The sequence below is a fragment of the Pantoea sp. SM3 genome, from assembly GCF_000963995.1.
GTDB lineage: Bacteria > Pseudomonadota > Gammaproteobacteria > Enterobacterales > Enterobacteriaceae > Pantoea > Pantoea rwandensis_B.
In genome coordinates, this window is record NZ_JZRD01000021.1 from 106,623 (window position 1) to 131,843 (window position 25,221).

The window sequence follows — 25,221 nt, forward strand, 5'->3', positions numbered from 1 at the left end:
CAAACAGTTAGCGTAACAAACTGCGCACGACCATCCGTGCGCCCAGCAGTTCGACTCTCAAACGGTTAAGGATTTTGCGATATCGGCTGGTTTGCTCATTGGCTGCCAGCACCCGGCGCAGCAAAATGCAGTAGTCCATCACCAGTCCCGGCGTCCAGGTCATACCCTCAGCCCGGCTGCGTACCAGACTCAACAACCAAAAATCGGGATTGAGGAGAACCCAAAGACCTTTTAAACCCTGTTCACCTAACAAGCCTTCAGTGGCAACGTCCAGTGCCTGTATTACGCTGGTCGAACAGTTGCGTGATGTGAGGTTATAGCGGGTATCCGTTGCATTCGCTCGCCAGTAATGGCGCAATGCTGCCTGATTGTAGTGCGTGAGAACCAGACGTTTATCCGGACGACACCACCTTTTGATCTCACTTTCCAGTGATGGCAGCAAGCAGCCCTCAACGTCAAACTCCTCTTTTGCGCATAACGTTTGCAGGAAACCGCGCAAGCTGCGCGAGACGTCATCAACCGGATAAAGACTGATATAGAGTTCTTCACCCATCTCTAAAAACGTATGACCGGTTGACACTTCACCGCGATGGTCAATCGCCGCTACCCAACGGTCAAACCATGGACGGCGTCCGGCGACATCGCCCGAACCCAGCGGCGTCCAGATGTAGACATTGAGCGGCACACTGGCATGCGCAGCCTGCAGCGGCGGATGTTCATAATTCAATCCATGCGGCGCACGCAGCCCTTTGCGGGTAAAGAGAGGCAGTGCGGTGACACTGGTGTTCTCTGGCAGCGCATGAATTTGCGCTCCCATAAACAATAGATTGATGCCCCATCCTGCCAGCAAAAGTGCAAAACACAGTGGCACAATCACATGCGGTGCCAGCGGCCAATGTGTGGCAATCAGGACACTGAACAGGATTTCCGCGCATCCCAGTCCGAACTTTCGCGTCCAGCGTCGGCAGCGCATCAGGCTGCATGAGATAACACGAAAACCGCCATCCAGAAGAAAAATCAACGCATAGCCCAGCGAGAAACAGATGCTGCTGTCATGCGGTGCAATGAATACCAGGACACCAAACAACATCAACCCAGCAGATTTCATCAGGAGTGGCCAGGCAATACCGGCGGGTGAATAGATTGCCCCCATCGCTTCGGCTAACCCTTCTACCGCCAGCAATACCCCTAAAATATGCAAAGGTAACGATAAACTTCCATGTTGCAACAAATCCATGGCGATCCCGGCGCTGGCACTCGTGCACAGCAGGCCAAGCCCGGCGAGATAAGGCCAACCCGCTCTTAGTGCCGGTCCACCCATCAGCAGAAATAATAGTCGCAGCAAAGCTACTCTCCAGCGGATAACACACAGCTCAGTACGCTCTGTAGACGCGGGCAAATAACAGGAGTTCTGTCGGGCCTCGGCAATTCTGACTTCGTTTACTGATGGTTGTGACTGTGAGGGCACTCTACGTGGTGAAGATTAAAATTGGCTTAATGATAAAGTAAATATCGGCTCATTTTTTGCACAGTGTGATGCCATATTTGTGGCGATTTCAGGCTGAAACCGCCACTGGTTGCTGGAAGTTTAAATTTCTAATTATCTGATTTAATTGTTGATAGTGGCTGTAACGCAGAACATCATGCGGCTGGCGTCGATTTCACAACGTTGCATGTCGCTGAATGAGCAGTTTTATAAAACTGTTGAGGCAGGGATTGCGGTTATCACTGCTCCAGGCAACGGCGAGATTGACCTGTGGCGCATCCGCCAACGGTTTGAAGACGATGCCATCCATTTTGAGTTGCTGGACAGACGAAGGCACCAATGCCACATAACTGGCGTCATTGACCAGGCTAAGCATGGTGTGTTGCAGACGAACCTGCAGACTGACCATAGGTTCAAAACCATGAGCCCGGCAATAATCCATGATCACTGCGGTTAACCGGCTCCCCGCGCTGGCGGAAGTCATCACAAAAGGATCCTCGCGCAGATCTTCGATCTGCAACTTCCGACTTCTCGCTTTAGGATGTGTGCGCGACATGGCCACACATAAAGGCTCGGTCAACACGGTTAATGTCTGCATGCCCACGCGTGCACTTCCTTCCACCAATACCGCTAAATCGACTTCACCAGCCAGCACTTTATCCGGCAGGTCTTCAGTGACGGCCTCTTCCAACTCCAGAGCAATATTGGGGAAGTGATGGCGGATCAATCGCACATATTCCGGGATCACGCTGTGTGCAGAGTACATAGTGAAACCCACGCGCAATAAACCCGATTTGCCCGCTGCGGTGTCACGCGCCAGTTGTTGCGCCTGCTGGAGTGATTCGAGGATCTTACGTGCATCCTGGTAGAAGCTCTCACCGGCGGGCGTCAGCATGAGCTGGCGCGTATTGCGTTCCACCAGCTGTGTACCCACCGCTTTTTCCAGTGCAGCGATATGGCGACTTAAGGACGGCTGTGACAGATGCAGACGTTCCGCGGCACGGTGGAAATTTTTCACTTCTGCCAGCGCGATAAAATACCGCAGCGGCTTCATATCAAGCATGATTCATTTTCCGTATCAATCCCGGCCAAATTTGCTATTGGATCTGCATCACTAAAGGCACTAGAGTCCTTCAGCTTACTGGGAGGACACAATGATAGCTACGTTTCTGATTCTTTTGCCGGTTTTCGGCTTGATTGTGGCGGGATATGCTTGCCGCATGCTGGGTGTATTAGGGCCGACCTCGGCGACGGAACTGAATAAATTTGTGGTCTGGCTGGCGCTGCCCGCGCTGCTGTTTGACATCATGGCACACACGCCATGGCATACCATTTATCAACCGGGATTCTTCTGGGCGTTTGCCCTTTCCTGCGCCGCGTCATTTGTTATCGTGTTTGCCTGCCAAAAATTCAAAGGCAAATCCACTGCCGATGCCAGCGTCGATGGCGTTGCCGCCGCCTATCCCAACACCGGCTATCTGGGTTTCCCGTTGTTGTTACTGATTTTTGGTAAAAGCAGCCTGATCCCGACCACCACGGCCACCATTGTGGTGGCGTGTATCCTGTTCGCAATTGCCATCGCGATGATCGAGATTGGTTTGCAGAGTGAACGTGAATTTCATCGCCTGGCGATCAAAGTACTCCGCGCCATTCTGAAAAATCCCCTGATCATCTCGCCGCTGTTGGGCGCAGCTTGTTCCAGCTTGAATTTGACCATGCCAGGCAGCGTTGAAACTTTCCTGAAATTGCTCGGCGGCGCGGCCAGTCCTTGCGCGCTAGTGTGTTTAGGGGTGTTTCTTGCCAGCCGACAAAAAGCCAGGGTGAGCGAATTGCCCACTGCGGCCAAAATGAGCCTCACCACGGTGGGCCTGGTGGTCGTTGCCAAGTTAGTGATGCAGCCACTGCTGACATGGATTTTAGCCGTTTGGCTGTTCCATCTGCCGCAGGATCTGACCAACATGGCGATACTGCTGGCAGCACTGCCCACCGGCACCGGACCCTTTATGCTGGCAGAATATTACCGGCGCGATGCACAAATCACTTCAGGCGCAATCCTGATCTCCACGGTGCTGTCGATTGTCACCTTGGTGGCGATCATGCACTTTATGCAGGTGACGCCGATCGCATAGTGTTTCATTTCGCCGCTGAGCGCTGATCTCCAGCGGCGTAGACTGTGCAAGCCGCCTCTCCTTTCTCACGGTACTGCTCGCAATACGCCAGCGCTTCATGGTTCGCATCCTGCTGGGTGCGAGCCCAGTGGGCGCTTCCCCATACACCTTCACCATTGCTGGCGAACGCTTTTTCATAGCCGCGATCTGACAGGTAGTGTTTGAACGCCTGTTGACCTGAAGTGGTCAATCCTGCAGGTGCAGCAAGCACGACTTCAGAAATCGACACCACTTCATGGTTCGGCAAACGTTGCTGGCTCAGAAACGACGAGACGCTGCGCCACCAGAATTCCTCTGGTGCAGATATCAGTAAATCGTGTCCATCGTCACCGAAGGCCGGCAGAGTGACCAGCTTCCCCTTAGCGTCTGCGTGACGGTAAGCCTTAATCATCTCCTTGCCAAGCTGGGGTGAAAACGACTGATCATTGGCGGAGTAAAGCCAGAGCGTTGGGATGCGTGCGGTTTGACCATACGTTTTCAGCGCCGCCAGCAGTGAGGTTTTATCACAAATCTGACCTTCTCCCATGGCACCGCGCCCCCCTGAAAAGCTGATAATAGCCTGTACGCCGGGCGGATTCAGGGCACTGGCGGCGAGCACGCTAAATCCACCGGATGACTGACCGACAAGCACCGCTTGATGTTGTGCTGCCCATGGCTGTTCACGAATCGCCACCAATGCCCCAAGGAGATCCTCTCGCGCCATTTTCCCTGCTAACGCATGTTGCGGCTGGGCGCAGCTGTTGCCTTGATAATCGTTGTGGCCGGTCGATTGACCATAGCCCTGACGCATCACCACCACCGCGGCATAACCGTGTCGGGCAAAGGTGATGGCGGCTGCTGAGAATCGGTTTGGCGTGAGCTGTTGGCGATCGCTTTGCTCGGTGCCATCGGTGCCGTGGGTGATGAGCGCGATGGGAAACACACCGGGTGTATCGGGTCTTGTGACATACGCGTCCAACACAGCACGTTGCCCGTCAGGCAAGGTTATCGTTAAGGCGAGGGGCGCACGTATCAATCCCGCGAGTTGCGTAGCGACGATTGTCTGTGTGGCTGCGCTGAAGTGGCTGCCCCCCATCAAACCAGAGATGAGAACAAAGTAAGTAGCCCAGTGGCGCATCAGTTAATACTCCCTTATTAACGATTAGTGATATTCGCAAACGGATACTATCACCAATTAAGTGCTTATAAGCTTTTCACCACCGCCATGATCAGTCCATCCCAGCCTTTTTCGCCAACCGTTTGCAGTGCAGTGGCTTCCAATCGATGATCCTGGTTGATCATATCGACGAACTCACGCAGGCCGCAGGCATGAGGATCCTCACTATCAGTAGCGACTACCGCCCCTCCGCGTACCACGTTATCCGCGATGATCACCGTCCCAACACGGGCGAGTTTCATTGCCCAGCTAAGGTAATGAGGATTATTGACCTTATCGGCATCAATGAAGATAAGGTCAAACGGCGCAGTCAACATTGGCAAGGTATCCAGCGCAGCACCCACAATCACTTCTGCACGGTCGTGTACACGCGCCAGAGCGAGATTGTGACGGGCGACTTCGGCATGATGTGGATTGAATTCGAGGGTGATGATTTGGCCGTTTTCCGGCAGCGCCCTGGCCATCCAGATGGTGCTGTATCCCCCCAACGTGCCGATTTCCAGTACGCGCTTTGCACCTGTTATCGACACCATCAATGCCAGCCATTTGCCCTGTAACGCCGAAACATCGTGCACCGGTAAGCCCTGAGCAGTGTTATGCGCTAATGCCGCTTTCAGCACCACATCCTCGGCTGCCAATGCGTCCGCAAAGTAACTATCGACTTGTGCCCACTGTTCGTTATGTTGCGAAGGGTAATCGGGAATGCGCATCTTGAGTCCTCCTTGCTTGTCAGATACCCAAGACATAACACAACTCTATGACGTTATGCGTGATGTATTTATGAAACCAGCTGTTGCTGCACCGCATCAAGAAACAGTCGCAGTGCAGCGGGTTGGCGCTCGCGCGACATATACAACCCATAAATACCCAGGGTTTTCGGCGTATAGTCTGGCAGCACGCACTGCAACTGACCGTTGGCTATTCCGATACGCGCTTCCATTTCTGGCACCATGGCCAGGCCGCATCCGGCGATGGCAGCATCACACAATACTGATGAGATACCGGCACTGAAGTTGCCGCTCACAGCGGTCGTCAGCGCATCGCCATTGGCATCGTTGAACTGCCAGCTCTGCCCGGCAAAGCGACTGTAGTGCAGGCAGTTATGCTGACCCAAATCCTGCGGCGTTTCTGGGATGCCATGCTTGCGCAAATAATCGGGTGCCGCGCACACCACGGAAACGCACTCGCCAAGACGGCGGGCAATCGCGCCCGGTTCTGGATTGTCGGTAATCCTGACCGCCACATCAATGCGCTCACCCACCAGGCTGACCGGCTGGTTGTTGATTTCTAACTCAATGCGCAACAGTGGATAGCGAGCCAAAAATGCCGGGATCATCGGCCCCAGAATATGGGTCGCGGTGGAATGCGCACAGGCTACGCGCAATGTCCCTTGTGGTTCCCCCGGCTCACCCTGTCCGGTGATCTCATCAGCCAGGCGTGCCAGCATGCGAGTTTTCTCCAGCACTTTTTCCCCGGCTGGGGTGATGGTCAGGCGACGTGATGAACGGTGCAGCAAACGTGCACCCGCCCATTTTTCCATTTCATCCAGATAACGACTCACCATCGGCCGCGAGATTGCCAGCGCTCGCGCCGCAGCACTTAGGCTGCCAAGTTCGCAGATGCGATTAAATACCGATGCCGCTGTCACTCTGTCCATCTGCTCTCCATCTGATCGTTTTACGAAACTGACCATCTCTATTTGCGGGAATTCTAGCAGACAGCAAAATCCTTACAATGGTGCGCTTACCGGCCATGTTGGCACTGAAAGGAAAATGAGATGAAGATGAAGTCACTGACGTTGGTGCTGACACTGGCAGCCAGCCCAGCATTTGCTACCCCGCTGCAGCTGGCGGTTTACAACCCACAGGAACAAGGGGTGTTTCCGGTATCGTCAACACTGATTACCGGGCCACACGAAGCGCTGCTGGTCGATGCACAATTCAGCCCGAAAGATGGCGAAAAACTGGTGGAGATGATCAAAGCGAGCGGTAAAAAACTCACGCAGATCGTGATTACCTCAGGCGACCCTGACTTCTACTTTGGCCTCGAGCCGATTGTGAAGGCCTTCCCACAGGTAAAAATTGTTGCGTCACCAACAGTGGTTGAACACATCGAGGCCACCAAAACGGCGAAATTAGCCTATTGGGGCCCGAAAATGCCGGGCGGCGCGCCAAACCAGCTATATGTCCCGCAGATTACCCATCAGACGTCGTTCAGCGTGGATGGAGAGCGTGTAGAGTTGCGCCATGCGGGTGATAAATCAGCCTATCTGTGGATCCCCGGCAACAAAGCCGTACTGGGTGGCACCGCCGTGGCGGCAGGCATCCACGTCTGGACAGCGGATACGCAAACACCCGCCAGCCGTGAGCAATGGCGCAGCGTGCTCAAAGAAATACAGCAACTCAAGCCGAAGGTGGTCATTCCAGGGCATTACATCGGCGCACGTCCGGCGGGTGATAGTGCGGTGACATTTACCCTTAACTATCTGCAAACTTTTGAACAGGCACTTCAGCAACACAAAGGTTCGGCAGAAGTGATTGAGGCGATGAAAAAAGCCTATCCGAATTTGCCGGATGAAAGCTCGCTGGAACTCAGTGGCAAAGTGAATACCGGCGAGATGAAGTGGTAAACGGTCAAAGGTGAAAGCCGCCATGATGACTGGCGGCTATTGTCTTCTTATACTTCCATGCCTGCGCGGTATTGACCCCACTTCAGCACCGAATTAACACCAATCGACAGGAAAGGCTCCGCTGGCGTGCGGTTTGGACCCGGCGATTGGGTGAGGAAATCGATCAGTTCGTTTTTCTCGCCTGCGATCATATCCGCAATTAATTTGCCGGTTGCCGTGCCGCGCGTAATGCCCAATCCGTTGCAACACAGCGCACCATAAACATTCGGTGCCAGTTTGCCAAAGAAGCCTTCGTGGTTTTCTGACAGGCAAATCGCCCCGCTCCAGGTGTATTCAAAATCCACCTGCGGCAGCATCGGGAAACGGCGTTCAAAGGATTTGCGATGGTTTTCCAGATACTGCTTGAGGTATTTCTCGCGCGGTCGTCCGTCCGGATGAAAACTGAAACTGTTGCGCACCAGAATACGATTATCCACCGTACGACGAATGGTGCTGCCAAACGGATGCGCCGGAATCACTCCCCACACCGCTTTACCCCCCAATCGAGCCTGCTCCTCTTCCGTCAACTGACGCGACAGGCTGCCGTAGAGGAACGTTGGCAGCAGACGGCGTTGCAGGAAGCCAAAATGCGACGCAAAACCGTTATTCGCGAGAATCAATGTTTCCGCGGTGATGCTGCCTTTGTCATGCACCAGTGTCACTTTGTCCCCGTAATCGATCGATGTGATCGGTGTGTACTCGTACAACGTGACGTTCGCGGGCAGATTATCCGCCAGACCTTTAACCAATGCTGAGGGTTGCAACAAGATCGTGCCGGGAATAAACAGCGCCTGCTTGTAGTAAGAAGTGCCAATATGTTCGGGCAGATCTTTCCCCGCAATCATTTCGGATTCACGCCCAATCTTTGCCAATCCGCTGCGATAAGCTTCAAGAATCGCTGTGCCCTGTTCACCGACTGAAGCCTGGTATTTACCGGATTCGGTCATCTGACATTCGATGCCGTGTCCCTGCACAATCTGACGCAGATAGTTTTGCCCTAATGTGTTCAGCTTCAGGACTTTATTCGCAATGGTGACGTCACCGATATAATCCTTCGCGCCGATATCATGCGGTACATCAATGGCAAAACCGGCATTTCGCCCTGCCGATCCATATCCCACCTCCTGTGCCTCAATCAGCACCACTTCATCGTGGGGAAAATTCAGCGCCAATTGTCGCGCTGCCGCCAGGCCAGTTAAGCCTGCACCCACAATGGCGAAGCGCACTTTTTTCTGACCAATATGCGCGGGGCGTGGCGTGCGAGCGGCACTGGTATGAAACCAACCCGGCATCGAATCATCGGCAGGCAGTGAGGTGATCTTTTGCAATTCCGTTACTCCAATACACGTTTTTCATTTTTTGTACTGGCGGATTGCCCGTACAACGTAGGGTTTGTTAGCGGTGTAAAGCGTAAGTATTTAATGCATTTCACGGGTATTTATCATGTATACATGATGTATAAAGTTTTACTGAATTTCATGAAATGTTGTCAATATGATCACGATACGATTGTGTTATGGATCGCAAAAATTCGAGGGTTCAAATGCGGTGATTGGCGATGAGGTGTTTGATGGATCCGGTGTGCTCAGCTGACACAACAACACCGGACCTGAATTGAATTTCGGTAGCCTGAATGGGGACTACCCATCGCTCTGTCACCACGCTCAAGCGTGTGAAGCCGGTGATTAACGCCGGTGGGATCCCTCAAGCGAGCGTAGTAAGCCTGACAGATGACTATCCAGTGCCATCAGCGCTTCAGAGGAGAGCCCAGACAAAATCGTTCTTTCGTTATCCACGTGTTTTTCTACCGCACGGTCGATCAACGTCAGCCCGTCCTGACTTAATTGCACCAGCATGCTTCGCGCATCCTCTGCATTTACCTGCCGGGTAATCAGCCCTCTGGATTCAAGACGCTTTAGGCGATGCGTCATGGTGCCCGAGGTGACCATTAGCGTCGAAAACAACTCGGTGGGACTCAAACTGTAAGGTGCTCCAGCACGGCGCAGCGTTGCCAGCATATCAAACTCCCACATGCTCAATTCAAACGCTGCAAAGGCTTCTTCAAGACGCTGTTCAATCAGCGCCGTACAACGCTTTAGACGTCCAATCGGTCCCATCGGGCTGCAGTCTAAATCTGGCCGCTCGCGCTGCCACTGTTGAAGGATGAGATCGACAGCATCAGGTCGGGTTTCACTTTGATCATTCATTTATCTTGACTTCAAGGTAATTAGTGGGCACGCTGATTTTATCTTGAATTGAAGGTAAAGGCAAAATGATGCAATCCTCTTTCTCTCTTTCGTACTGGCGTGACGTGATCTTGACGGCCCTGGCCCCGGCAATCTGGGGATCGACCTACATTGTCACAACACAATTTCTGCCACCCGACCGCCCTTTTACGGCGGCGCTGATTCGGGTACTTCCTGCAGGTTTATTTTTGTTACTGTTCACTCGTCGCCTGCCTGCCAGCCGCGATATTGGTCGGCTCATTATTCTTAGTGCGCTGAATATCGGTGTTTTTCAGGCGCTGCTGTTTGTTGCTGCCTATCGACTGCCCGGCGGGCTTGCTGCCGTATTAGGCGCGATACAACCGCTGCTGGTGATGCTATTGGCATGGGGAGTTGAACATCGTGCGCCCGCAAGCATCACTTTATGGGCAGCGCTGGCCGGGGTTGTCGGGATGGCCTTGCTATTACTCTCTCCGCAAACGGTGTTCGAACCCGTCGGCATTGTGGCAGCGCTGTTGGGCTCGACCTGTATGGCCACAGGCGTATGGCTGACTCGTCGCTGGAAAATGGATTTGCCGGTGATGTCGCTTACCGGCTGGCAGTTGATACTGGGTGGAATAATGTTGCTACCCGCAGCGTGGCTGATTGACGCCCCACTCCCCACACTGACGCTGCCGCAATGGGGCGCCTATGCCTATCTATCCCTGGCCGGTGCATTTGTGGCATACGGGTTGTGGTTCAGGGGTATTGGCCGCCTGCCCAGCGTTGCGGTGGCATCGCTCGGATTACTTAGCCCGATTACCGCCGTGCTGCTGGGCTGGATGGTGTTATCTCAGGTGATGAGCGGCACAGCTTTTGTCGGACTGGTCATCGTTTTAATCAGCGTGTTGCTCGTGCAGCGCACATCGCTTCGTGGCAAATAAGGCTTCACTCGTCATTGTATTGGACGTCGAATCCACCATCCTCTCTCCTTTAATGAACCACCTGGTTTTGTTAATATTCATCGCCGACAAAGGAGAGAGTGATGCGTACGCTAACCGAACAAAAAAGAACTGACATTATCAACGCCGCTTCAGCCGTGTTTCTCGAACAAGGATATGAGCGAGCCTCAATGGATAGCGTTGCAAAGCAGGCCGGTTGTTCCAAGGCGACCCTGTATAACTACTTCTCCTCCAAAGAGAGCCTTTTTGAAGCTGTTGTCAGATGTTTTAGTACTAACTTTCTGATGCATGCGGCTGAAGAACTTAACGACCCGGAAACTCAAACCTTGTTGTTAAGTGAGAAGTTACAGCGTTTTGGCGAGGGCATGCTGGGAGCGCTGACGTCAGACTGGAAGGCCTTACAGTTGTACAGAATGGTGGTTGGAGAAGCAGGTCATTCCAACATCGGCGCGCTTTTTCATGAGTCCGGTGTGCGGGAGAGTATGAACGCTCTGACGACGGTGATGGAGCATCACATCGCCAACGGGGAATTGATCGGCGGCAACCCAGCCTTACGCGCCAAACAATTTTCATCATTGGTAAAAGCTGAAGTCGATGAATTATTCCTACAGCGGACCTTGCCGAGTTATACGAAAAGTGAGGTGACGACCATGGTGCAAAACGCCGTTTCGTTGTTCCTCAAAGGTGCTGGTCAAAACAACTGAATCCTGACTGACAAGTTGAAAATGAGCGTCAGCACGACAATGGTGTCGATCACCAGGAGTACTATCAAGGGTTTGAGGCGCGCTCCCCAAACCCTGACCGCATAAAAACCGCCTCGTTTTATGCCTAATTTCCAGAGATAAAATATCTCCCCCAGATTGCGGATGGCGCGAAAGAGCAATAACAAAATTGCCGCTAATCCGACCATCATCCTACATAGTTTCCGTTAACCCTTTCACTCGACACAAACAAACGTTTTGCATTCACCTCTCTGCCCCCGCATCACGATGTCACACCCTGAAACCCCTTCTTGACAGATTGATGCTAACTGATATTAACTAAACCGTACAGTTCATTTATCAATGTTATCGGAGAATTTCAAGATGAGTCGTTTGTTCAGCCCGTTGTGTCGTAGCCTTGTATTCGCGGCTGCTTTTACCGCTGTCGGTTGTTCGTCTACCGGCCCGGTGAAATATGCTGGTATCGCCTCTGCATCACGTATGTCGCCTAATACTTCGGATGACAGCGATCGTATTCCATTCCGTTATGCCGCTCCCGTGGACTGGGGTAAATACCGTAGCATCAGCATTGAACCGGTCGAGATTTATAGCGGGAGTGATGCGCAATTCAATGAATTGTCTGTGGATGATCGCCGTCAACTGGCTGATTATATGCATAAAAAGTTTGAGGAAGTGCTGGCGGAGAAATTTAACACCCATCCCCCAGCCGGGACGGTTCCAGCGCTCAAATTGAAACTGACGCTGACCGGCACCGATACCACGCCGCAGGTGATAGGCACATTCACAAAATTTGATTTAGCCGGCGGGCCGTACAATATCGTTCAGTCGGTACGTGGAGGACGTGGCTTGATGAGTGGATACGTTAATTTCGCCGTAGAGGTGAAAGATGCGGGAACAAATGAACTCTTACTGGCATACGTCGCGGAACAATACCCCAACGCCATGAACGTGGGTGCGACCTTCGGTTCGCTCAGTGCGGCTGAAACCGGGATTGATAAAGGCGCGGAACAGTTGTTAGAAAAATTACGCCAGTAAACCCCTTGCAGTAGAGGCTGCCAGCCCCTATTTGGCAAGCTGGCAGCATCGGAAATCAGTGATGCTTATTTCTTTTTATTTAACATCGACTTTAAATCCGCGAAGGGATTATAGGTTGCTGCTTCCACATCGTTCTGCGCATCTTCACCGGCGACCACTCTGGTGCCGTACATGTCAGCTTCAGTGTACTTGGAGTGTTCGTGATCATGGCAGAACAGACACAGCAACTCCCAGTTACTGCCATCTTCCGGGTTATTGGTATGGTCATGATCAATATGATGCACGGTGAGTTCGCGCAGGTTGGAGTAAACAAATTCCCGTGAGCAGCGTCCACAAACCCATGGATAGATTTTTAATGCTTTCTCACGGTAGCCGCTTTCCAGCCGCGCATAGTTTTTAGGGATCAGAGCCATTGCCAATGTTACCTGTTTCACAAAGATATTCGGGTGTTAGTGCTGCCAATATAGCGCAAAACCATCGCCAGGCGTGTGCTGATTTCGCCCTGCTGAATCAGTGAATGCTGGCGAACCTCGAACCAGCATGGCTACACTTGCCGCTGGTGTGCAGTAATAATCCGCTGTGGGCCAGGGAAAGAGGGTTTGAGCCGCGTCAGGTATCATCATGGCAAGCGTTGTTCTGTTCCTGGGGTAAAACGGATCGGTAAGATAACTGCATTGTGCATGACTGTAGTTTATGACGAAAACGCTAATGCAATGTCCTGGTGATATTCGTTATTCTAGTCCGGACCGAATCATGAAATTAAAAGGCATTTAAACTGACCTCAGGTGATATATGGAAAATTTATCAGTTGAAGTATCCGCCGTTATCGCGCCAGAACATTTACAACCCATTGATGCTGGGCTGACGGCATTTAATACGGATATGACAGGTTACAATGACCATTTGCCGCTATCAGTGGTAATACGTTGCAATGAAACGCAAGAGGTCTTGGGAGGAATACTCGGGCGTACCTATCTTGGGATACTGTTTATCGATCTTGTTTATTTACCCTCAGAACTGAGATCGAAAGGTTTAGGAGAAAAACTTCTTACACATGCTGAAGAAGAAGGCAGAAATCGAGGCTGCATTTCAGCTTTTCTCTATACCATTAGTTTTCAGGCGCCTGAGTTTTATAAAAAACACGGCTGGGAGGAGTTTGGCCGCATTGCCTGCCTACCGGAAGGCGCAAGTCGCATTTTCATGAAAAAAACGCTTTAGAAGCTTGGCACACATTCGCGACTGCTGATAAGTTGCTGTTACCTCTTTTGATAAGGAATATCGAATGCCTGAATACTGTTTTTATAAAAAAGGAAGTCAGATCGTGGCGCTGCAAAAGTCAGACATTAAAGGAGCAACTCTGTTAACCCGTCAGGGATTCGAACAACAGTTTGAAGAAGTCAGCGCGGCCGATGAAAAGGCAGCACTTTCACGTTTTAATGACATCCGTAAAGAAAAACGCATTGATCAGCATAATTTTCGAGCGGGGGCTATCACGATGCCATTCATTGGGATATTAACCGCTATCGCTAATCTTTTTTTCCGGAAAAAATAACCGGCGCTAATCTGGCTTAAACTTTCCATACATTTTAAGAACGCTCAATTAAGGAATTCCGTGTTAGCCAATATCCTTGTTGCTCTCGTCGCCGTGATTCATATCTACATTCTGGTGCTGGAGATGTTTCTGTGGGAGACGAAAACCGGCCGGAAAGCCTTCAAACTCAGCGTCGACTTTGCGCGCGAAACCCGTGTGCTGGCGGCCAATCAGGGCCTTTATAACGGTTTTCTGGCGGCGGGTTTACTCTGGGGGTTATGGCTGGGAGAAAACGGTGTGCCTGTCACTCTGTTCTTTCTCATCTGCGTGCTCATTGCCGGGATTTTCGGCGCGATGACCGCCAGCCGAAAAATTCTTTATGTGCAGGCACTGCCAGCTCTGATTGCGTTGCTGGCATTACTCCTGCGCTGATAGGCCGATTCATCAGGATCTCAAACCTCGCCGTGATCAGCCTTTGCATTACAGGTATAATCCGGCCAGGTTTTAACGAATTTTAGAGACGAAGATGACAAAACTCACCTTACAAGAGCAGATGCTCAAAGCTGGACTCGTCTCCAGCAAAAAAATGGCCAAAGTGCAGCGCACTGCCAAGAAGTCTCGCGTACAGGCTCGTGAAGCCCGTGAAGCGGTGGAAGAGAATAAAAAAGCGCAAATTGAGCGTGATAAGCAGTTAAGCGAGCAGCAGAAACAAGCCACTTTATCCAAAGAGTACAAGGCACAGGTTAAACACCTGATTGAAATGAACGCCATCACCGTGGCAAAAGGAACAATTGACTTTAACTTCACCGACAACAATTTAATCAAGAAAATCAGCGTGGATAAGACCACGCAAACGCAGCTGATCAATGGTCGTCTGGCGATCGCACGCCTGGCGGCGGATAGCAGTGGCGAAAGCAAATACGCGATTATTCCCGCCAGCGTAGCCGATAAAATTGCGCAGCGTGATGCAGACAGCATTGTGTTGAACAGTGCATTAAGTCAGGAAGAGCAGGATGAGGACGATCCGTACGCGGATTTCAAAGTGCCTGATGATTTGATGTGGTAAGGAATGCAGCCCGTGTCAAAACGGGCTGGCATGACGCGCAGTGATGTTCTCCCCGCTAATGGGATGGACAAAATGTAGTTCACTGGCGTGCAGCATCAGCCGGGGTGTCTTTTCCGTACCCGGCTGCAGCAATCCTCCATACAGGTCACACCCAAGAATTGGGTGGCCCAATTGCTGGCAGTGAATACGTAATTGATGGGTGCGCCCCGTCTCTGGTATCAACTGCACCCGCGTAACAGGTATCAGCATGCCATCATCCCCTTCGCGCATTAAGCGTTCTGTCACCTGATAGCGTGAACGTGCAGGTTTACCCGTCTCGGCACAAATCGACATCAATGGAAACAGCGCCGGATCTTTTGCTATCGCGGCGTCAATCGTGCCCTGGTCGCGGTTCAGATGTCCGCACAACAGCGCCGTATAAATTTTTGTCACGCTTCGCTGGCTAAACTGCTGGCACAACATAGCGTTGATGGCTTTATTGCGTGCCACCACCATCAATCCGGATGTCCCGAAATCGAGGCGATGCACCAAAGTACAGCCGGGGAACAACTTCACCAGACGGTGATGAACGGAATCGAGATTTTGTGGATTTTTTCCTGAAAGGCTGAGCAAACCGGCGGGTTTATCGATCAATACCAAATGCTCATCCTGATAGAGAATCGCGATCTCTGCCGAACACGGCGGAGCTATAAAGGTATCGATAATCGTAGACATCAGACTGCCAGACTGTGAAGTGGGTGCGGATAATAACCAATTTTCAGCGGGCTGACGAATTTTGCCCGCTTAACCCGGCCTCCCGCTCGCACAGCAGAAATTTATCGTCCAGACTTACAGCAAAGGCGTAGTCTGCGCAGGCAATGTGCTTTACACTGCGCGCTGCAAAAAACTGATTAGATTAACGATTGAGTAGGCGGTAATGGCGATGAACGGAACGATCACAACCTGGTTTCAGGACAAAGGTTTTGGATTTATCAAAGATGAAAACGGAGACAACCGTTATTTCCATGTGATTAAGGTCGCCAACCCTGATCAGATTAAAAAAGATGCGGCAGTGACGTTCGAACCCACGACCAATAACAAAGGTTTATCCGCTTTCGCGGTCAAAGTGATACCAGACAGCAAATATATCTTTATCGCCGGTGAACGCCTGAAACTGACGTCGATTAAATCCTTCGTGGTTTACAGTGAAGAAGAGCCGGTTGATACCCGTATTGATAAAGAAAACACCGTACTGTCGGTGGGCATTCTGATGAACAACATCAAACCTAAGACCGACGTCAAACCTGATGAAATGCGTTCAGTGAAAAAACTGGCGGTAACCACTTTCCAGGGTACGACGCTGATCTTTACCGAAGATGAGATCGACATTGATGCCGCAGTGAAAATGCTCAAAATTTAACGGGGAGCCGATAATGAATAACAACATTCCACTGAAATATTATGACATTGCTGAAGAGTACGCTTCGGAATCCGAACACGATGTGAGCGAAGCAGAACTTGATGCACTGGCGCACTACTTCCAGTTATTGCTGACTCGTCTGAATAATAATGAAGAGATCAGCGAAGAGGCGCAGCAAGAGATGGCGCGTGAAGCGGGTATTCAAGCGGTGCGTATCGATGAGATTGCCAACTTTTTAAATGAGTGGGGCAACGACTAAACCCAGTTGTTTAGCGGTACTCGACATATTTGAAGGCGGCCCTAAGGCCGTCTTATCGTCTAACATCGACAACTCGAAAATTACAGTTTATTTCCTTCCGGTGACTGCACCAGATCGTCCGCTTTTAACCCCTGCGGCGCGATAAAGATTTCCATATTTTCCCGCGACAACTCCCAGTGTTCGAACACCAGATCCACCACCTTCTGCTCATCTCGCGCTTCAATCGCGCTGATAAAGGCATCGTGATGTTCGGCGGCTAACTGCAGGCGGCGTTCCATGTCTTCATTCTGCGGGCGGAAGAAAGTGTGGCCGATGCGGCAGTGGTCGATCAGTAAGCGCCCCAGGCTGGGCTGTAAATAAGGATTGGCTGCCATCTCGCCCATGATTTCGTGGAAACGATTGTTTTCCAGCGCCAGCGCTTCGGCATCCCGTGTTTGCACCGCTTTACGGAAGCGCTTTTGTGTCTCTTTCAACGATTTCAGCTGGGAGGGCTTGAAGTTTTGTACCGCTAACCGACCGGTGGCGGCGTAAATCATCGGCGCAACGAGGAAGAAATTGCGCAGTGTGGAATGGCTCATCGGGATGACGCGCACGCCGCGTTTTTCGACGATTTCTAAGTAGCCTTCCCCCGCCAGGCGCTGAAACACTTCACGCACAGGAGTGCGAGATAAACCGTATTGTCCCGTCAGGCTGGCTTCATCCAGCAGCTCGTCTGGGTCCAGTTCCATGGTCAAAATTAGGCGTTTTAAATCTTCGTATAACGCTGCTTTTCCCGATCTCAATGTGACCTCCTGTGATGACATTCCGCACGTAATTCCTGCTTAACCTACAGAAAAAGTGTGTATACAGCAAAAATAAATATGGGATATTTTGTGCATTCTGCGGTCGATCACAGAATAGGGAACGATGGGATTACAAGGAGTTACAGTAGATAAAATCGGGATAACAGCAGCAGAAAATTATCCTAATGTTCGACATGCCCGCCATCCGTGTCGGGCATAATGTTTACTCGGCAGGCACATCAATCCAGATGGTTTTCAGTTCGGTATACTGATCGAGGGCATACACCGATTTATCGCGGCCACCAAAACCAGACTGCTTATAGCCACCAAAGGGTGTCGTTGCATCACCTTCACCGAAGCAGTTGACCGTCACCGTTCCCGCACGCACTGCACGTGAAACGCGAATTGCGCGGCTCAATTTGCCGGTGTAAACCGAGGCCGCCAGACCGTAATCAGTGTCATTCGCCAACGCAATGGCTTCGGCTTCGGTTTTGAAAGTAGTGACGCAGAGCACCGGCCCGAAGATCTCCTCGCGGAACAGCGCGCTTTTCGGCGTCACGCCATCCACAATGGTCGGCTGCACATAGATGCCGCGGTCAGTGAACCCACCCTGAATGATGCGCAACCCTTCTTTACGCGCTGTCTTCAGATAATCACTGACTTTGCAGAAATGGTCGGTAGTGATCATGGTGCCAAGGCGATTCTCTGGATCCAATGGATTGCCCATCCGCCATTCACCGATCTGCTCCGCGATCTGCGCCAGCAATTTATCCTTAACCCCTTCCTGTACCAGCAGACGCGAGGTGGCTGAACAGTTTTCACCCATGTTCCAGAAAGCGCCGTTCAGCACATTGGCGGCAACGCTAGCCAAATCCTCGGCATCATCAAACACCAGCGCCGGGTTTTTGCCGCCGCATTCCAGCACTATCTTCTTGAGATTCGATTCCGCGGCATAGTGCAGGAATCGGCGGCCGGTTGCCGTTGAACCGGTGAAGCTCACCATATCAATATCAGGATGCAGGCCGATGGGTTCACCCACCTCTTTCCCGGTACCCGTCACGATGTTGAGCACGCCAGCAGGAACACCCGCTTCATGTGCCAGTTCTGCCACGCGCAATGCCGTCAGTGAAGTTTGCTCGGCGGGCTTCACAATCACCGAGCAACCCGCCGCCAGCGCCGGACCGATTTTCCACGCCAGCATTAGCAGCGGGAAATTCCAGGGCAACACACAACCCACCACACCAATCGGCTCGCGAACGATCATCGCCATCGCCCCGTTACCGGTTGGCGCAGTCTGATCATACAGCTTGTCGATGGCTTCCGCGTGCCAGCGGATCACGTGAATCGTCTCTGGCACGTCCACCGCCAGACACTCACTGACCGGTTTGCCGCTGTCGAGGCTCTCCATCACCGCCAACTGCGTCACTTCGTTTTCCAGCAAATCCGCCAGTTTGAGCAATACGGCTTTACGCTCGCCGGGATGAAGCTGGCTCCAGCTGCCGGATTCAAACGCACGGCGTGCGCCCTGCACCGCCAGGTTCACATCAGCGCTCTCACAAGCGGCCAGGTGCGTCAGAATCTCGCCCGTCGCAGGATTGGTGGTCTCCAGCGTTTTGCCGGAAACCGCCGCAGTAAAACGTCCGTTGATGAACGCCTGATCCGGGAACCGCAGTTCCCGCGCCACATTCACGACATCGCTCAGCGTTTGTACCTGTTTCATGCGCACTCCTTAAAGCACTGCAACGGCTGCCACATTGCGTTTCACACCGTCGATCACGGCCTGCAACTGCGCTTTCTCTTCTTCTTCCAGTGCCTGCAGCGGTGCGCGCACCGGTCCTGCTTTCAGGCCAGCCAGTTCAGAACCGTACTTAATAGACTGCACAAACTTGCCGCCGTCGAGGAAGTTCATCAGCGGCATCATCGCGGCCATGATCTTACGGCCTTTATCGAAGTCTTTTTCCACGACACAGGCGTTGTACAATGCGACGTGTTCGCGGGGAATAAAGTTAGAACCCGCGCATACCCAGCTACGCGCGCCCCAGGCGAAGAACTCCAGTGCCTGATCGTCCCAACCGCAAGAAAGCGCGATGTTCGGGAATTGACACGCCAGCAGGTGCAGATTGTTGAAATCACCTGAACTCTCTTTAATCGCCACCACATTTTTCGAACGGCTCACTTCGCGGAAGTAAGTTTCTCCCATCGTGATACCCATACGTCCCGGATAGTTGTACAGCATGATCGGCAGCTGAGCGGCTTTGTCGACGGTCAGCGCATGATGGGCGTTTTCCAGTTCGGTCGGCAGCGCATACGGCGGTGACGTGACCAGAATGGCGTCGGCTTTGTGTTCTCGAGCGTGGGTCGCGAATGCCACCGCGTCCTCAGTACGAATAGCGCCGGTACCGACAATCAGTGGCAGACGATTGCCAATCACTTTACGCGCATGTTCAACCAGAGACAGACGCTCTTCTGCGCTTTGTGCATAATACTCACCGGTTGAACCGCCGATGATGATGCCGTGCACGCGTGCTTCAATCAGCGACTCGAGGACGTTAGCGAAAGCCGCGAAATCAATGCTGCCATCTGCTGCGTAAGGGGTAATTGCCGGGGTATAGATACCTTCAAATGTCATCACGAAATCTCCAGGTGAATTCAGGACCAAATGCAACGCCGTCTGGTTGCGTTTGTTAACAATTTGCATATCGCATGGAGAGAGGTCAATCGGGATAAGTTTTTTGTATACGTGAAAAATACAAAGGAAATACTACAGGATAGAACTTTTCTACCCACAAATGAAAAACAATACTTTATTATCAATAGATTAAATTATTTTCAATGCCGTAATAATTTTCTAAATGAATTCAGATAACGATCACATTCCACAACTATCGTTCCCTCTGGCGTATTTACACTGCGCGTCAGGCGGCATAGTTTTATGCTGGTTTTAACCTGAATTTAACAGGTAAGCTTGCACCGGCATTTCAGGTGAACATTGTGTAGAAGAGGTAGCGGGTGATGCCCCAAAAGAAAGCGACGCTCATAGGTTTAATTGCCATCCTGTTATGGAGCGCGATTGTTGGATTAATCAAAAGTGTCAGCGAAGGCTTTGGTCCGATCGCTGGAGCGGCGTTGATCTACAGCTGCAGTGCGATATTGCTGCTGTTCAGCGTGGGATTTCCCAATCTGAAAAAATTCCCCCGCCGTTATGTGATTATCGGTAGCGTGCTGTTTGTCTGCTATGAACTCTGCCTTTCGCTATCTCTTGGGTTTACCCACAGTGGGCGACAGGCTATTGAAGTGGGCATGGTGAATTATCTATGGCCAAGTATGACGATTGTGCTGGCGGTGATTGTCAATCGGCAAAAAGTTAGCCCGTTGATTATTCCCGGCGTGATTTTAGCCGTGGCAGGAATTTGCCGCGTGCTGGGTGGCGATCGAGGGTTTTCCATCAGCGAGATGACAAATAATATAATGGAAAACCCATTGAGCTATGGCCTTGCATTCAGCGGCGCCATCATTTGGGCTATTTATTGTGTGGTGACGAAAAAAATCGCCAACGGCAATAACGGCATTACGCTTTTCTTTGTTTTAACGGCATTAACACTATGGGTTAAATATTTCATTTCGCCTCAACCCGCGTTTGACGCCAATTTCCAGACGTGGATCTCACTGGCACTGGCGGCGATGGCGATGGGATTCGGTTACGCAGCCTGGAACGTTGGCATTTTGCATGGCAATGTGACGGTTCTCGCCGCCGCCTCATACTTTATTCCGATTATTTCGTCGATTTTAGCCGCTTTTATTCTCAGTTCACATCTGACGCTCTCCTTCTGGCAAGGCACAGCGATGGTGAGTCTCGGGTCATTAGTCTGCTGGTGGTCAACACGTACCGCCGTCACCAAAAGTGTCAGCAGTAAAATTTCTGAATAAAACGTTGGGAGGCGTTAGCGCCTCCCTTAAAAAAGCCCCATTCTAATTATAAAGCCATGATTTTATTTATCCGACCATCCTGCACCGGAGGAAATGACCTATGAAACAATTCCGTTAGCGTCACCGACTCACTTCGTTATTAATTTCTGTTCTGAATAACATTTTAATCACCGCTACAGGTTTATATTTATCTGGCGTCCTGATGATGTTAAGCACGCATCGCAGAGTGTGCTTAATTCAGTCGCATTGGCGTAGTTACGCTCCATTACGCCGAAAAGAAACAGGAGTAAAACATGTCAAATAACATGTCTGTTGAAGATGTTCCTATCAGCCGTTTCCATCGCTTATTAACGGTGCGTTCCGGTGGCGGCTCTTTCGTCGATGGCTATGTGCTCAGTATTATTGGTATAGCCATGACGAAAGTGTCGCCGGCATTAGGTCTTAGCCCGTTATGGGAAGGTTTGATTGCGGCTTCCGCCCTGATTGGGATTTTCTTTGGCGGCTTCATGGGCGGTGTTCTGACGGACCGCCTGGGCCGCCGCATGATCTACTTCGTTGGCCCAACCCTGTTTATTATCTGTTCACTGGCGCAGTTTTGGGTGCAAAGCGGAGAAACGCTCTTTGCCTTACGCTTTCTGACGGGCGTGGCAGTGGGCATTGAATATCCGGTTGCCACCGCATTTTTAGTCGAGTTTATGCCGAAGAAGTCGCGCGGCCCCTGCCTCGCCACGCTCACCATTCTGTGGTTTGCCGGGGCGGCCACAGCGTATTTAGTGGGTGAAGCTCTGCTGAATTTTGGCGGTGCAGAAGCATGGCGCTATACGCTGGCGAGCACAGCAGTGATTGGTGCGTTGCTCTTCCTTGTGCGCATGGGCACGCCTGAATCACCGCGATGGTTGATCAGCAAGGGCCGGCATCAGGAAGCCGAAGTGGTGATCCGTCGCGTTTATGGCGACAGCTTTAGCCTGAAGAATCTGCCCGCACAACCTGAGAATAATCACTTGTCATTCAGCAGCTTGCTGCATTCCGGTTATGGCAAACGCATGGCGTTCGTGACCATTTTCTGGACCTGCTCGGTCATTCCTGTGTTCGCCGTTTACGCCTTTGCACCGAAAGTATTACAGGCGCTACATCTCAGTGGTGATTGGGCATCCTACGGTTCCATCGCGATAACGTTGTTGTTCGTGGTAGGCTGTATTATCGGCACGCGATTGGTGAACTCACTGGGAAGACGCAAGCTACTGTTGCACAGTTTCCTGTGGTCTGGCCTGGCACTGCTGTTACTCGGCGCCTTGCGTGATGGGCCTTCAATGATCATCCTGTTGATGTTTGGTGCTTACGCCCTGTTTATTGGCGGCGCTCAGGTGCTGCAACTGGTGTATCCGAATGAGATCTTCCCGACTGAAATTCGCGCCGGAGCCGTCGGCATTGGCACCTCAATGTCGCGCATTGGCGCGGCGGTGGGGACATATCTGGTGCCAATCTCACTGCAAACCATCGGCATTGGTTCCACCATGTACATTGCTGCAGGCATTACGTTTATTGGCCTGATCGTCTCGTGGTTCCTGGCACCAGAAACCGCATCGCGCAATCTGGATGATGCGGCCTCGCTGGAAGAAGAAAGCCCAGCGCCATCCGTTTCTGGCAAACTCTCTAAGCATTCGCACTAACTAAAAAGGGGCCATCTCGGCCCCTACTCCTTAACCAATCTCTCCACCACACGCCGCCGTTTACGAAACGAACTCGGCGTTTCGCCATACTGCTTACGGAACCAGGCAATCAGATGTGAGGCATCGGCAAATCCCGTCGCGGTGGCAATCGCATTGATGCTGTTGCTGGAGTCCGCCATCAACTTGCGCGCCTGCTCCAGCCGCATACGCCGCCAGTAGACAGCCGCCGAGTAGCCGGTGCATTTGGTGAAAATCAAATTCAGCTGGCGGAAAGTGACGCCTGCGAATTCGGCTACATCGGCCAGCGGAACCGGCGAATCGAGGTGATGTTTCATAAATTCGATCACCTTATTCACCAGCTCGTTTTCATACACATCCGGCTCGTTAAGCGTGTTCTTTTGCTGTGTTTTTTTGACCGGGGCAGCGGGCTCTTCCACCAGCAAATACTTCAAGACTTTCTGTGAACGCACCAGACCGCAATGCTGGCGGATCAGGTCGGCAGCGAGATCGATCGCCGTGCCGCCAGGGCAGGAAATAATGCCGCCATCCTTGATATAGGTCTTATCAATCACCGGAATCGCTTTCGGGAATCGCAGGCGAAATTCATCGCGCGTGGTGAAATGGATAGCGCAATGCCGCCCATCCAGTAAGCCTGCGTTGCCTGCGACAAACGCGCCGCTACACAGCGTGATGACGGGAATGTTACGCGCATGCAAGTCGCGAAGTGCCTGTAACAGCCACGGTGGCGACTGGCGTGTTTCTTCCAGTAATCCTCCCGCCACCACAAAGTAATCCCAGTGCCTGCTGAAATCGAGGCCAGCCGTTGGCGAAACCGGTAATCCGCAGCTGGCGGTGACGGGCTGATTATCACAAGTCATCCACTCCCAGCGGCAAAAGATTTGGCGGCTGGTAAACGATTCGTCGGCCGCAAAGCGCAACGACTCCACCAGGCCGGCCACCGAAGCCAGGGTGAAACTTTTCATCAACAGAAAGCCGATGGTGAGATCCGGCTTCGGTTCGCTGTGCTGATCAGCGAGGGGTGTTTGCGGCATCGTCTTCAGGTTCCTGCAATCCGCCCAGTTTGCTCAACAAGCGTTTGAGATCGGCAATGTCTTGCATATCGAGATTGGCGGTAATCATCTTCTCAGCACTTTTCGCCTGCTCAACCATCAGGTTCAACATGGTTTTCCCTTCCGCGGTCATGGTGACCAATTTACGCCGGCGATTAGTTGCGTCTGTTTCTACATTCAGCAGGCCGCTTTTACTCATGCGGTCAATCACATAGGTACCCGTGGCTTTATCAAATCCAGCGCGGTTACCCAACGTTTGTTGATCGCAGACTGTTTCCTCAGCCAGCACGACCAAAATGGCGTATTGCACCGCTGAAAGCCCGGTATCCACACATTGTGACCAGCAAAATGTCGAGTGTTGCCCGGCACGACGTACAAGGTGCATTAACGAACAATCGCCGTGCGGCCACAAGGGGGCCGCGAGAATTAAGTCGGGATTTTGTGACATGGATGCACTTGACTCCTCAAATCGTCAAACTTATAGTTCGAACACAAACAGTTTGAACTTAAACCATACTGCAAAATGGATCACTTATGAAGCTTGTTGTAGGGATGACCGGCGCAACGGGTGCGGCAATTGGCGTACGCGTTCTCACGGCATTACGCGAACTTGACGTCGAAACTCATTTGGTTATTTCGAAATGGGCGCGCGCCACCATCCAGATGGAAACGCCGTACAGTGTACAGGAGGTCACGGCTCTCGCGACCAGGACTTATAGCGAACACGATCAAGCGGCAGCGATCTCCAGCGGTTCATTCCGTGTCGACGGCATGATGGTGGTGCCGTGCAGCATGAAAACCCTTGCCGGCATTCGCAGCGGCTACGGTGATGGACTGATCACGCGCGCCGCTGACGTCACCCTGAAAGAGCAACGCAAGCTGGTGCTGGTGCCGCGCGAAGCGCCGCTGAACGCGATTCATCTGGAGAACATGCTGGCGCTTACTCGTGCTGGTGCACTGATGCTGCCGCCGATGCCCGCCTTCTACAACAACCCGCAAAGCGTTGACGACATCATCAATCATACCGTTTCCCGCATTCTCGACCAGTTCGGCCTGGAGAACAGCCTCACCCAGCGCTGGGCCGGTCCCCGTTCCGCCACGGCTTAAGGAGAGCCT

The 25,221-nt window shown here is 52.0% G+C and carries 29 protein-coding genes; 14 read left to right on the plus strand and 15 right to left on the minus strand.

The genetic code is table 11. The features are described from left to right. Positions 1-7: 7 nt before the first annotated feature. Both VI01_RS13725 and VI01_RS13730 read right to left on the minus strand, forming a co-directional pair. Positions 8-1,345: a DUF4105 domain-containing protein gene (locus VI01_RS13725; protein ID WP_045815613.1), complete on the minus strand. Its 1,338-nt coding sequence runs from the start codon at positions 1,343-1,345 to the stop codon at positions 8-10. Between the two features lie 316 nt (positions 1,346-1,661). Then, the gene (locus VI01_RS13730) at positions 1,662-2,549 is read right to left on the minus strand and encodes a LysR substrate-binding domain-containing protein (protein WP_045815614.1); all 888 of its coding nucleotides are present in this window, start codon (positions 2,547-2,549) and stop codon (positions 1,662-1,664) included. A 91-nt stretch (positions 2,550-2,640) separates the two neighbouring features. Here VI01_RS13730 and VI01_RS13735 point away from each other — a divergent pair, with 91 nt between their 5' ends. Further along, positions 2,641-3,615: an AEC family transporter gene (locus tag VI01_RS13735; protein ID WP_045815615.1), complete on the plus strand. Its 975-nt coding sequence runs from the start codon at positions 2,641-2,643 to the stop codon at positions 3,613-3,615. Between the two features lie 4 nt (positions 3,616-3,619). Here the strand turns inward: VI01_RS13735 and VI01_RS13740 are convergent, their stop codons facing one another. The 3 genes from VI01_RS13740 to VI01_RS13750 form a co-directional block, all read right to left on the minus strand. Continuing rightward, positions 3,620-4,771: a dienelactone hydrolase family protein gene (locus VI01_RS13740; protein WP_045815616.1), complete on the minus strand. Its 1,152-nt coding sequence runs from the start codon at positions 4,769-4,771 to the stop codon at positions 3,620-3,622. Between the two features lie 65 nt (positions 4,772-4,836). Next, positions 4,837-5,520 carry an O-methyltransferase gene (locus tag VI01_RS13745; protein ID WP_045815617.1) on the minus strand — a complete coding sequence of 228 codons (684 nt, stop codon included), beginning with the start codon at positions 5,518-5,520 and terminating at the stop codon, positions 4,837-4,839. A 68-nt stretch (positions 5,521-5,588) separates the two neighbouring features. Then, the gene (locus VI01_RS13750; protein ID WP_045815618.1) at positions 5,589-6,467 is read right to left on the minus strand and encodes a LysR family transcriptional regulator; all 879 of its coding nucleotides are present in this window, start codon (positions 6,465-6,467) and stop codon (positions 5,589-5,591) included. A gap of 120 nt (positions 6,468-6,587) precedes the next feature. Here VI01_RS13750 and VI01_RS13755 point away from each other — a divergent pair, with 120 nt between their 5' ends. Next, the gene (locus VI01_RS13755; RefSeq protein ID WP_045815619.1) at positions 6,588-7,439 is read left to right on the plus strand and encodes a Vmh family MBL fold metallo-hydrolase; all 852 of its coding nucleotides are present in this window, start codon (positions 6,588-6,590) and stop codon (positions 7,437-7,439) included. Between the two features lie 47 nt (positions 7,440-7,486). On the opposite strand, the gene VI01_RS13760 is transcribed toward VI01_RS13755, so the two are convergent. Then, entirely contained in the window at positions 7,487-8,806 is a 1,320-nt protein-coding gene (locus tag VI01_RS13760) for an FAD-binding oxidoreductase (protein WP_045815620.1), read from the minus strand. A 357-nt stretch (positions 8,807-9,163) separates the two neighbouring features. Continuing rightward, positions 9,164-9,685, minus strand: coding sequence for a MarR family winged helix-turn-helix transcriptional regulator (locus VI01_RS13765; RefSeq protein ID WP_045815621.1), 522 nt, complete (start codon positions 9,683-9,685; stop codon positions 9,164-9,166). Between the two features lie 68 nt (positions 9,686-9,753). On the opposite strand from VI01_RS13765, the gene VI01_RS13770 reads away from it, so the two are divergent. Together VI01_RS13770 and VI01_RS13775 are read left to right on the plus strand one after the other, a co-directional pair. Continuing rightward, the gene (locus VI01_RS13770) at positions 9,754-10,626 is read left to right on the plus strand and encodes an EamA family transporter (protein WP_045815622.1); all 873 of its coding nucleotides are present in this window, start codon (positions 9,754-9,756) and stop codon (positions 10,624-10,626) included. A 101-nt stretch (positions 10,627-10,727) separates the two neighbouring features. After that, positions 10,728-11,348 carry a TetR/AcrR family transcriptional regulator gene (locus tag VI01_RS13775; protein ID WP_045815623.1) on the plus strand — a complete coding sequence of 207 codons (621 nt, stop codon included), beginning with the start codon at positions 10,728-10,730 and terminating at the stop codon, positions 11,346-11,348. On the opposite strand, the gene VI01_RS13780 is transcribed toward VI01_RS13775, so the two are convergent. Then, positions 11,336-11,557, minus strand: a complete 222-nt coding sequence (locus VI01_RS13780; RefSeq protein WP_045815624.1) for a hypothetical protein — start codon at positions 11,555-11,557, stop codon at positions 11,336-11,338. The two genes, VI01_RS13775 and VI01_RS13780, sit on opposite strands and share 13 nt — an antisense overlap. A gap of 172 nt (positions 11,558-11,729) precedes the next feature. On the opposite strand from VI01_RS13780, the gene VI01_RS13785 reads away from it, so the two are divergent. Beyond that, positions 11,730-12,401 (plus strand): DUF3313 domain-containing protein, encoded by a 672-nt coding sequence (locus VI01_RS13785; protein WP_082082063.1) that lies wholly within the window; start codon positions 11,730-11,732, stop codon positions 12,399-12,401. Between the two features lie 65 nt (positions 12,402-12,466). On the opposite strand, the gene yajD is transcribed toward VI01_RS13785, so the two are convergent. Further along, the gene (gene yajD, locus VI01_RS13790) at positions 12,467-12,814 is read right to left on the minus strand and encodes an HNH nuclease YajD (RefSeq protein ID WP_034824111.1); all 348 of its coding nucleotides are present in this window, start codon (positions 12,812-12,814) and stop codon (positions 12,467-12,469) included. Between the two features lie 379 nt (positions 12,815-13,193). Between yajD and VI01_RS13795 the strand changes: the two genes are divergently transcribed. The 4 genes from VI01_RS13795 to VI01_RS13810 all read left to right on the plus strand — a co-directional run bounded on the left by VI01_RS13795 (position 13,194) and on the right by VI01_RS13810 (position 14,998). Beyond that, the gene (locus VI01_RS13795) at positions 13,194-13,619 is read left to right on the plus strand and encodes an N-acetyltransferase (protein WP_045815625.1); all 426 of its coding nucleotides are present in this window, start codon (positions 13,194-13,196) and stop codon (positions 13,617-13,619) included. A 64-nt stretch (positions 13,620-13,683) separates the two neighbouring features. Then, the gene (locus tag VI01_RS13800) at positions 13,684-13,953 is read left to right on the plus strand and encodes a hypothetical protein (protein WP_045815626.1); all 270 of its coding nucleotides are present in this window, start codon (positions 13,684-13,686) and stop codon (positions 13,951-13,953) included. A gap of 60 nt (positions 13,954-14,013) precedes the next feature. Continuing rightward, positions 14,014-14,364 carry a DUF1304 domain-containing protein gene (locus VI01_RS13805; protein ID WP_045815627.1) on the plus strand — a complete coding sequence of 117 codons (351 nt, stop codon included), beginning with the start codon at positions 14,014-14,016 and terminating at the stop codon, positions 14,362-14,364. 94 nt (positions 14,365-14,458) lie between these two features. Further along, the gene (locus VI01_RS13810) at positions 14,459-14,998 is read left to right on the plus strand and encodes a DUF2058 domain-containing protein (protein ID WP_045815628.1); all 540 of its coding nucleotides are present in this window, start codon (positions 14,459-14,461) and stop codon (positions 14,996-14,998) included. 15 nt (positions 14,999-15,013) lie between these two features. Here VI01_RS13810 and VI01_RS13815 read toward each other — a convergent pair whose 3' ends face one another. Continuing rightward, a complete protein-coding gene (locus VI01_RS13815; RefSeq protein WP_045815629.1) occupies positions 15,014-15,712 on the minus strand; it encodes an RluA family pseudouridine synthase in 699 nt (232 codons plus the stop codon). Between the two features lie 202 nt (positions 15,713-15,914). On the opposite strand from VI01_RS13815, the gene VI01_RS13820 reads away from it, so the two are divergent. Continuing rightward, positions 15,915-16,397 (plus strand): cold-shock protein, encoded by a 483-nt coding sequence (locus VI01_RS13820; protein ID WP_045815630.1) that lies wholly within the window; start codon positions 15,915-15,917, stop codon positions 16,395-16,397. A 13-nt stretch (positions 16,398-16,410) separates the two neighbouring features. Next, on the plus strand, positions 16,411-16,656 hold the full coding sequence (locus tag VI01_RS13825) for a DUF2543 family protein (RefSeq protein ID WP_045815631.1): 246 nt from the start codon (positions 16,411-16,413) through the stop codon (positions 16,654-16,656). Positions 16,657-16,736: 80 nt separating this feature from the next. Here VI01_RS13825 and VI01_RS13830 read toward each other — a convergent pair whose 3' ends face one another. The 3 genes from VI01_RS13830 to VI01_RS13840 all read right to left on the minus strand — a co-directional run bounded on the left by VI01_RS13830 (position 16,737) and on the right by VI01_RS13840 (position 20,067). Then, positions 16,737-17,459 (minus strand): GntR family transcriptional regulator, encoded by a 723-nt coding sequence (locus tag VI01_RS13830; protein WP_255353430.1) that lies wholly within the window; start codon positions 17,457-17,459, stop codon positions 16,737-16,739. A 202-nt stretch (positions 17,460-17,661) separates the two neighbouring features. Further along, positions 17,662-19,158, minus strand: coding sequence for an aldehyde dehydrogenase (locus VI01_RS13835; protein ID WP_045815632.1), 1,497 nt, complete (start codon positions 19,156-19,158; stop codon positions 17,662-17,664). 9 nt (positions 19,159-19,167) lie between these two features. Then, on the minus strand, positions 19,168-20,067 hold the full coding sequence (locus tag VI01_RS13840; protein ID WP_045815685.1) for a dihydrodipicolinate synthase family protein: 900 nt from the start codon (positions 20,065-20,067) through the stop codon (positions 19,168-19,170). A gap of 383 nt (positions 20,068-20,450) precedes the next feature. Here VI01_RS13840 and yddG point away from each other — a divergent pair, with 383 nt between their 5' ends. Further along, positions 20,451-21,365 carry an aromatic amino acid DMT transporter YddG gene (gene yddG, locus VI01_RS13845; protein ID WP_045815633.1) on the plus strand — a complete coding sequence of 305 codons (915 nt, stop codon included), beginning with the start codon at positions 20,451-20,453 and terminating at the stop codon, positions 21,363-21,365. 293 nt (positions 21,366-21,658) lie between these two features. Further along, complete coding sequence (locus tag VI01_RS13850) at positions 21,659-23,035, plus strand: MFS transporter (protein WP_045815634.1); 1,377 nt, start codon at positions 21,659-21,661, stop codon at positions 23,033-23,035. 23 nt (positions 23,036-23,058) lie between these two features. Here the strand turns inward: VI01_RS13850 and VI01_RS13855 are convergent, their stop codons facing one another. Both VI01_RS13855 and VI01_RS13860 read right to left on the minus strand, forming a co-directional pair. After that, the gene (locus tag VI01_RS13855) at positions 23,059-24,087 is read right to left on the minus strand and encodes a GlxA family transcriptional regulator (protein ID WP_045815635.1); all 1,029 of its coding nucleotides are present in this window, start codon (positions 24,085-24,087) and stop codon (positions 23,059-23,061) included. After that, on the minus strand, positions 24,065-24,553 hold the full coding sequence (locus VI01_RS13860; RefSeq protein ID WP_045815636.1) for a MarR family winged helix-turn-helix transcriptional regulator: 489 nt from the start codon (positions 24,551-24,553) through the stop codon (positions 24,065-24,067). The genes VI01_RS13855 and VI01_RS13860 overlap by 23 nt, the downstream gene beginning before the upstream one ends. Before the next feature lie 86 nt (positions 24,554-24,639). On the opposite strand from VI01_RS13860, the gene VI01_RS13865 reads away from it, so the two are divergent. Next, positions 24,640-25,212 (plus strand): non-oxidative hydroxyarylic acid decarboxylases subunit B, encoded by a 573-nt coding sequence (locus tag VI01_RS13865; protein WP_045815637.1) that lies wholly within the window; start codon positions 24,640-24,642, stop codon positions 25,210-25,212. Positions 25,213-25,221 lie beyond the last annotated feature (9 nt).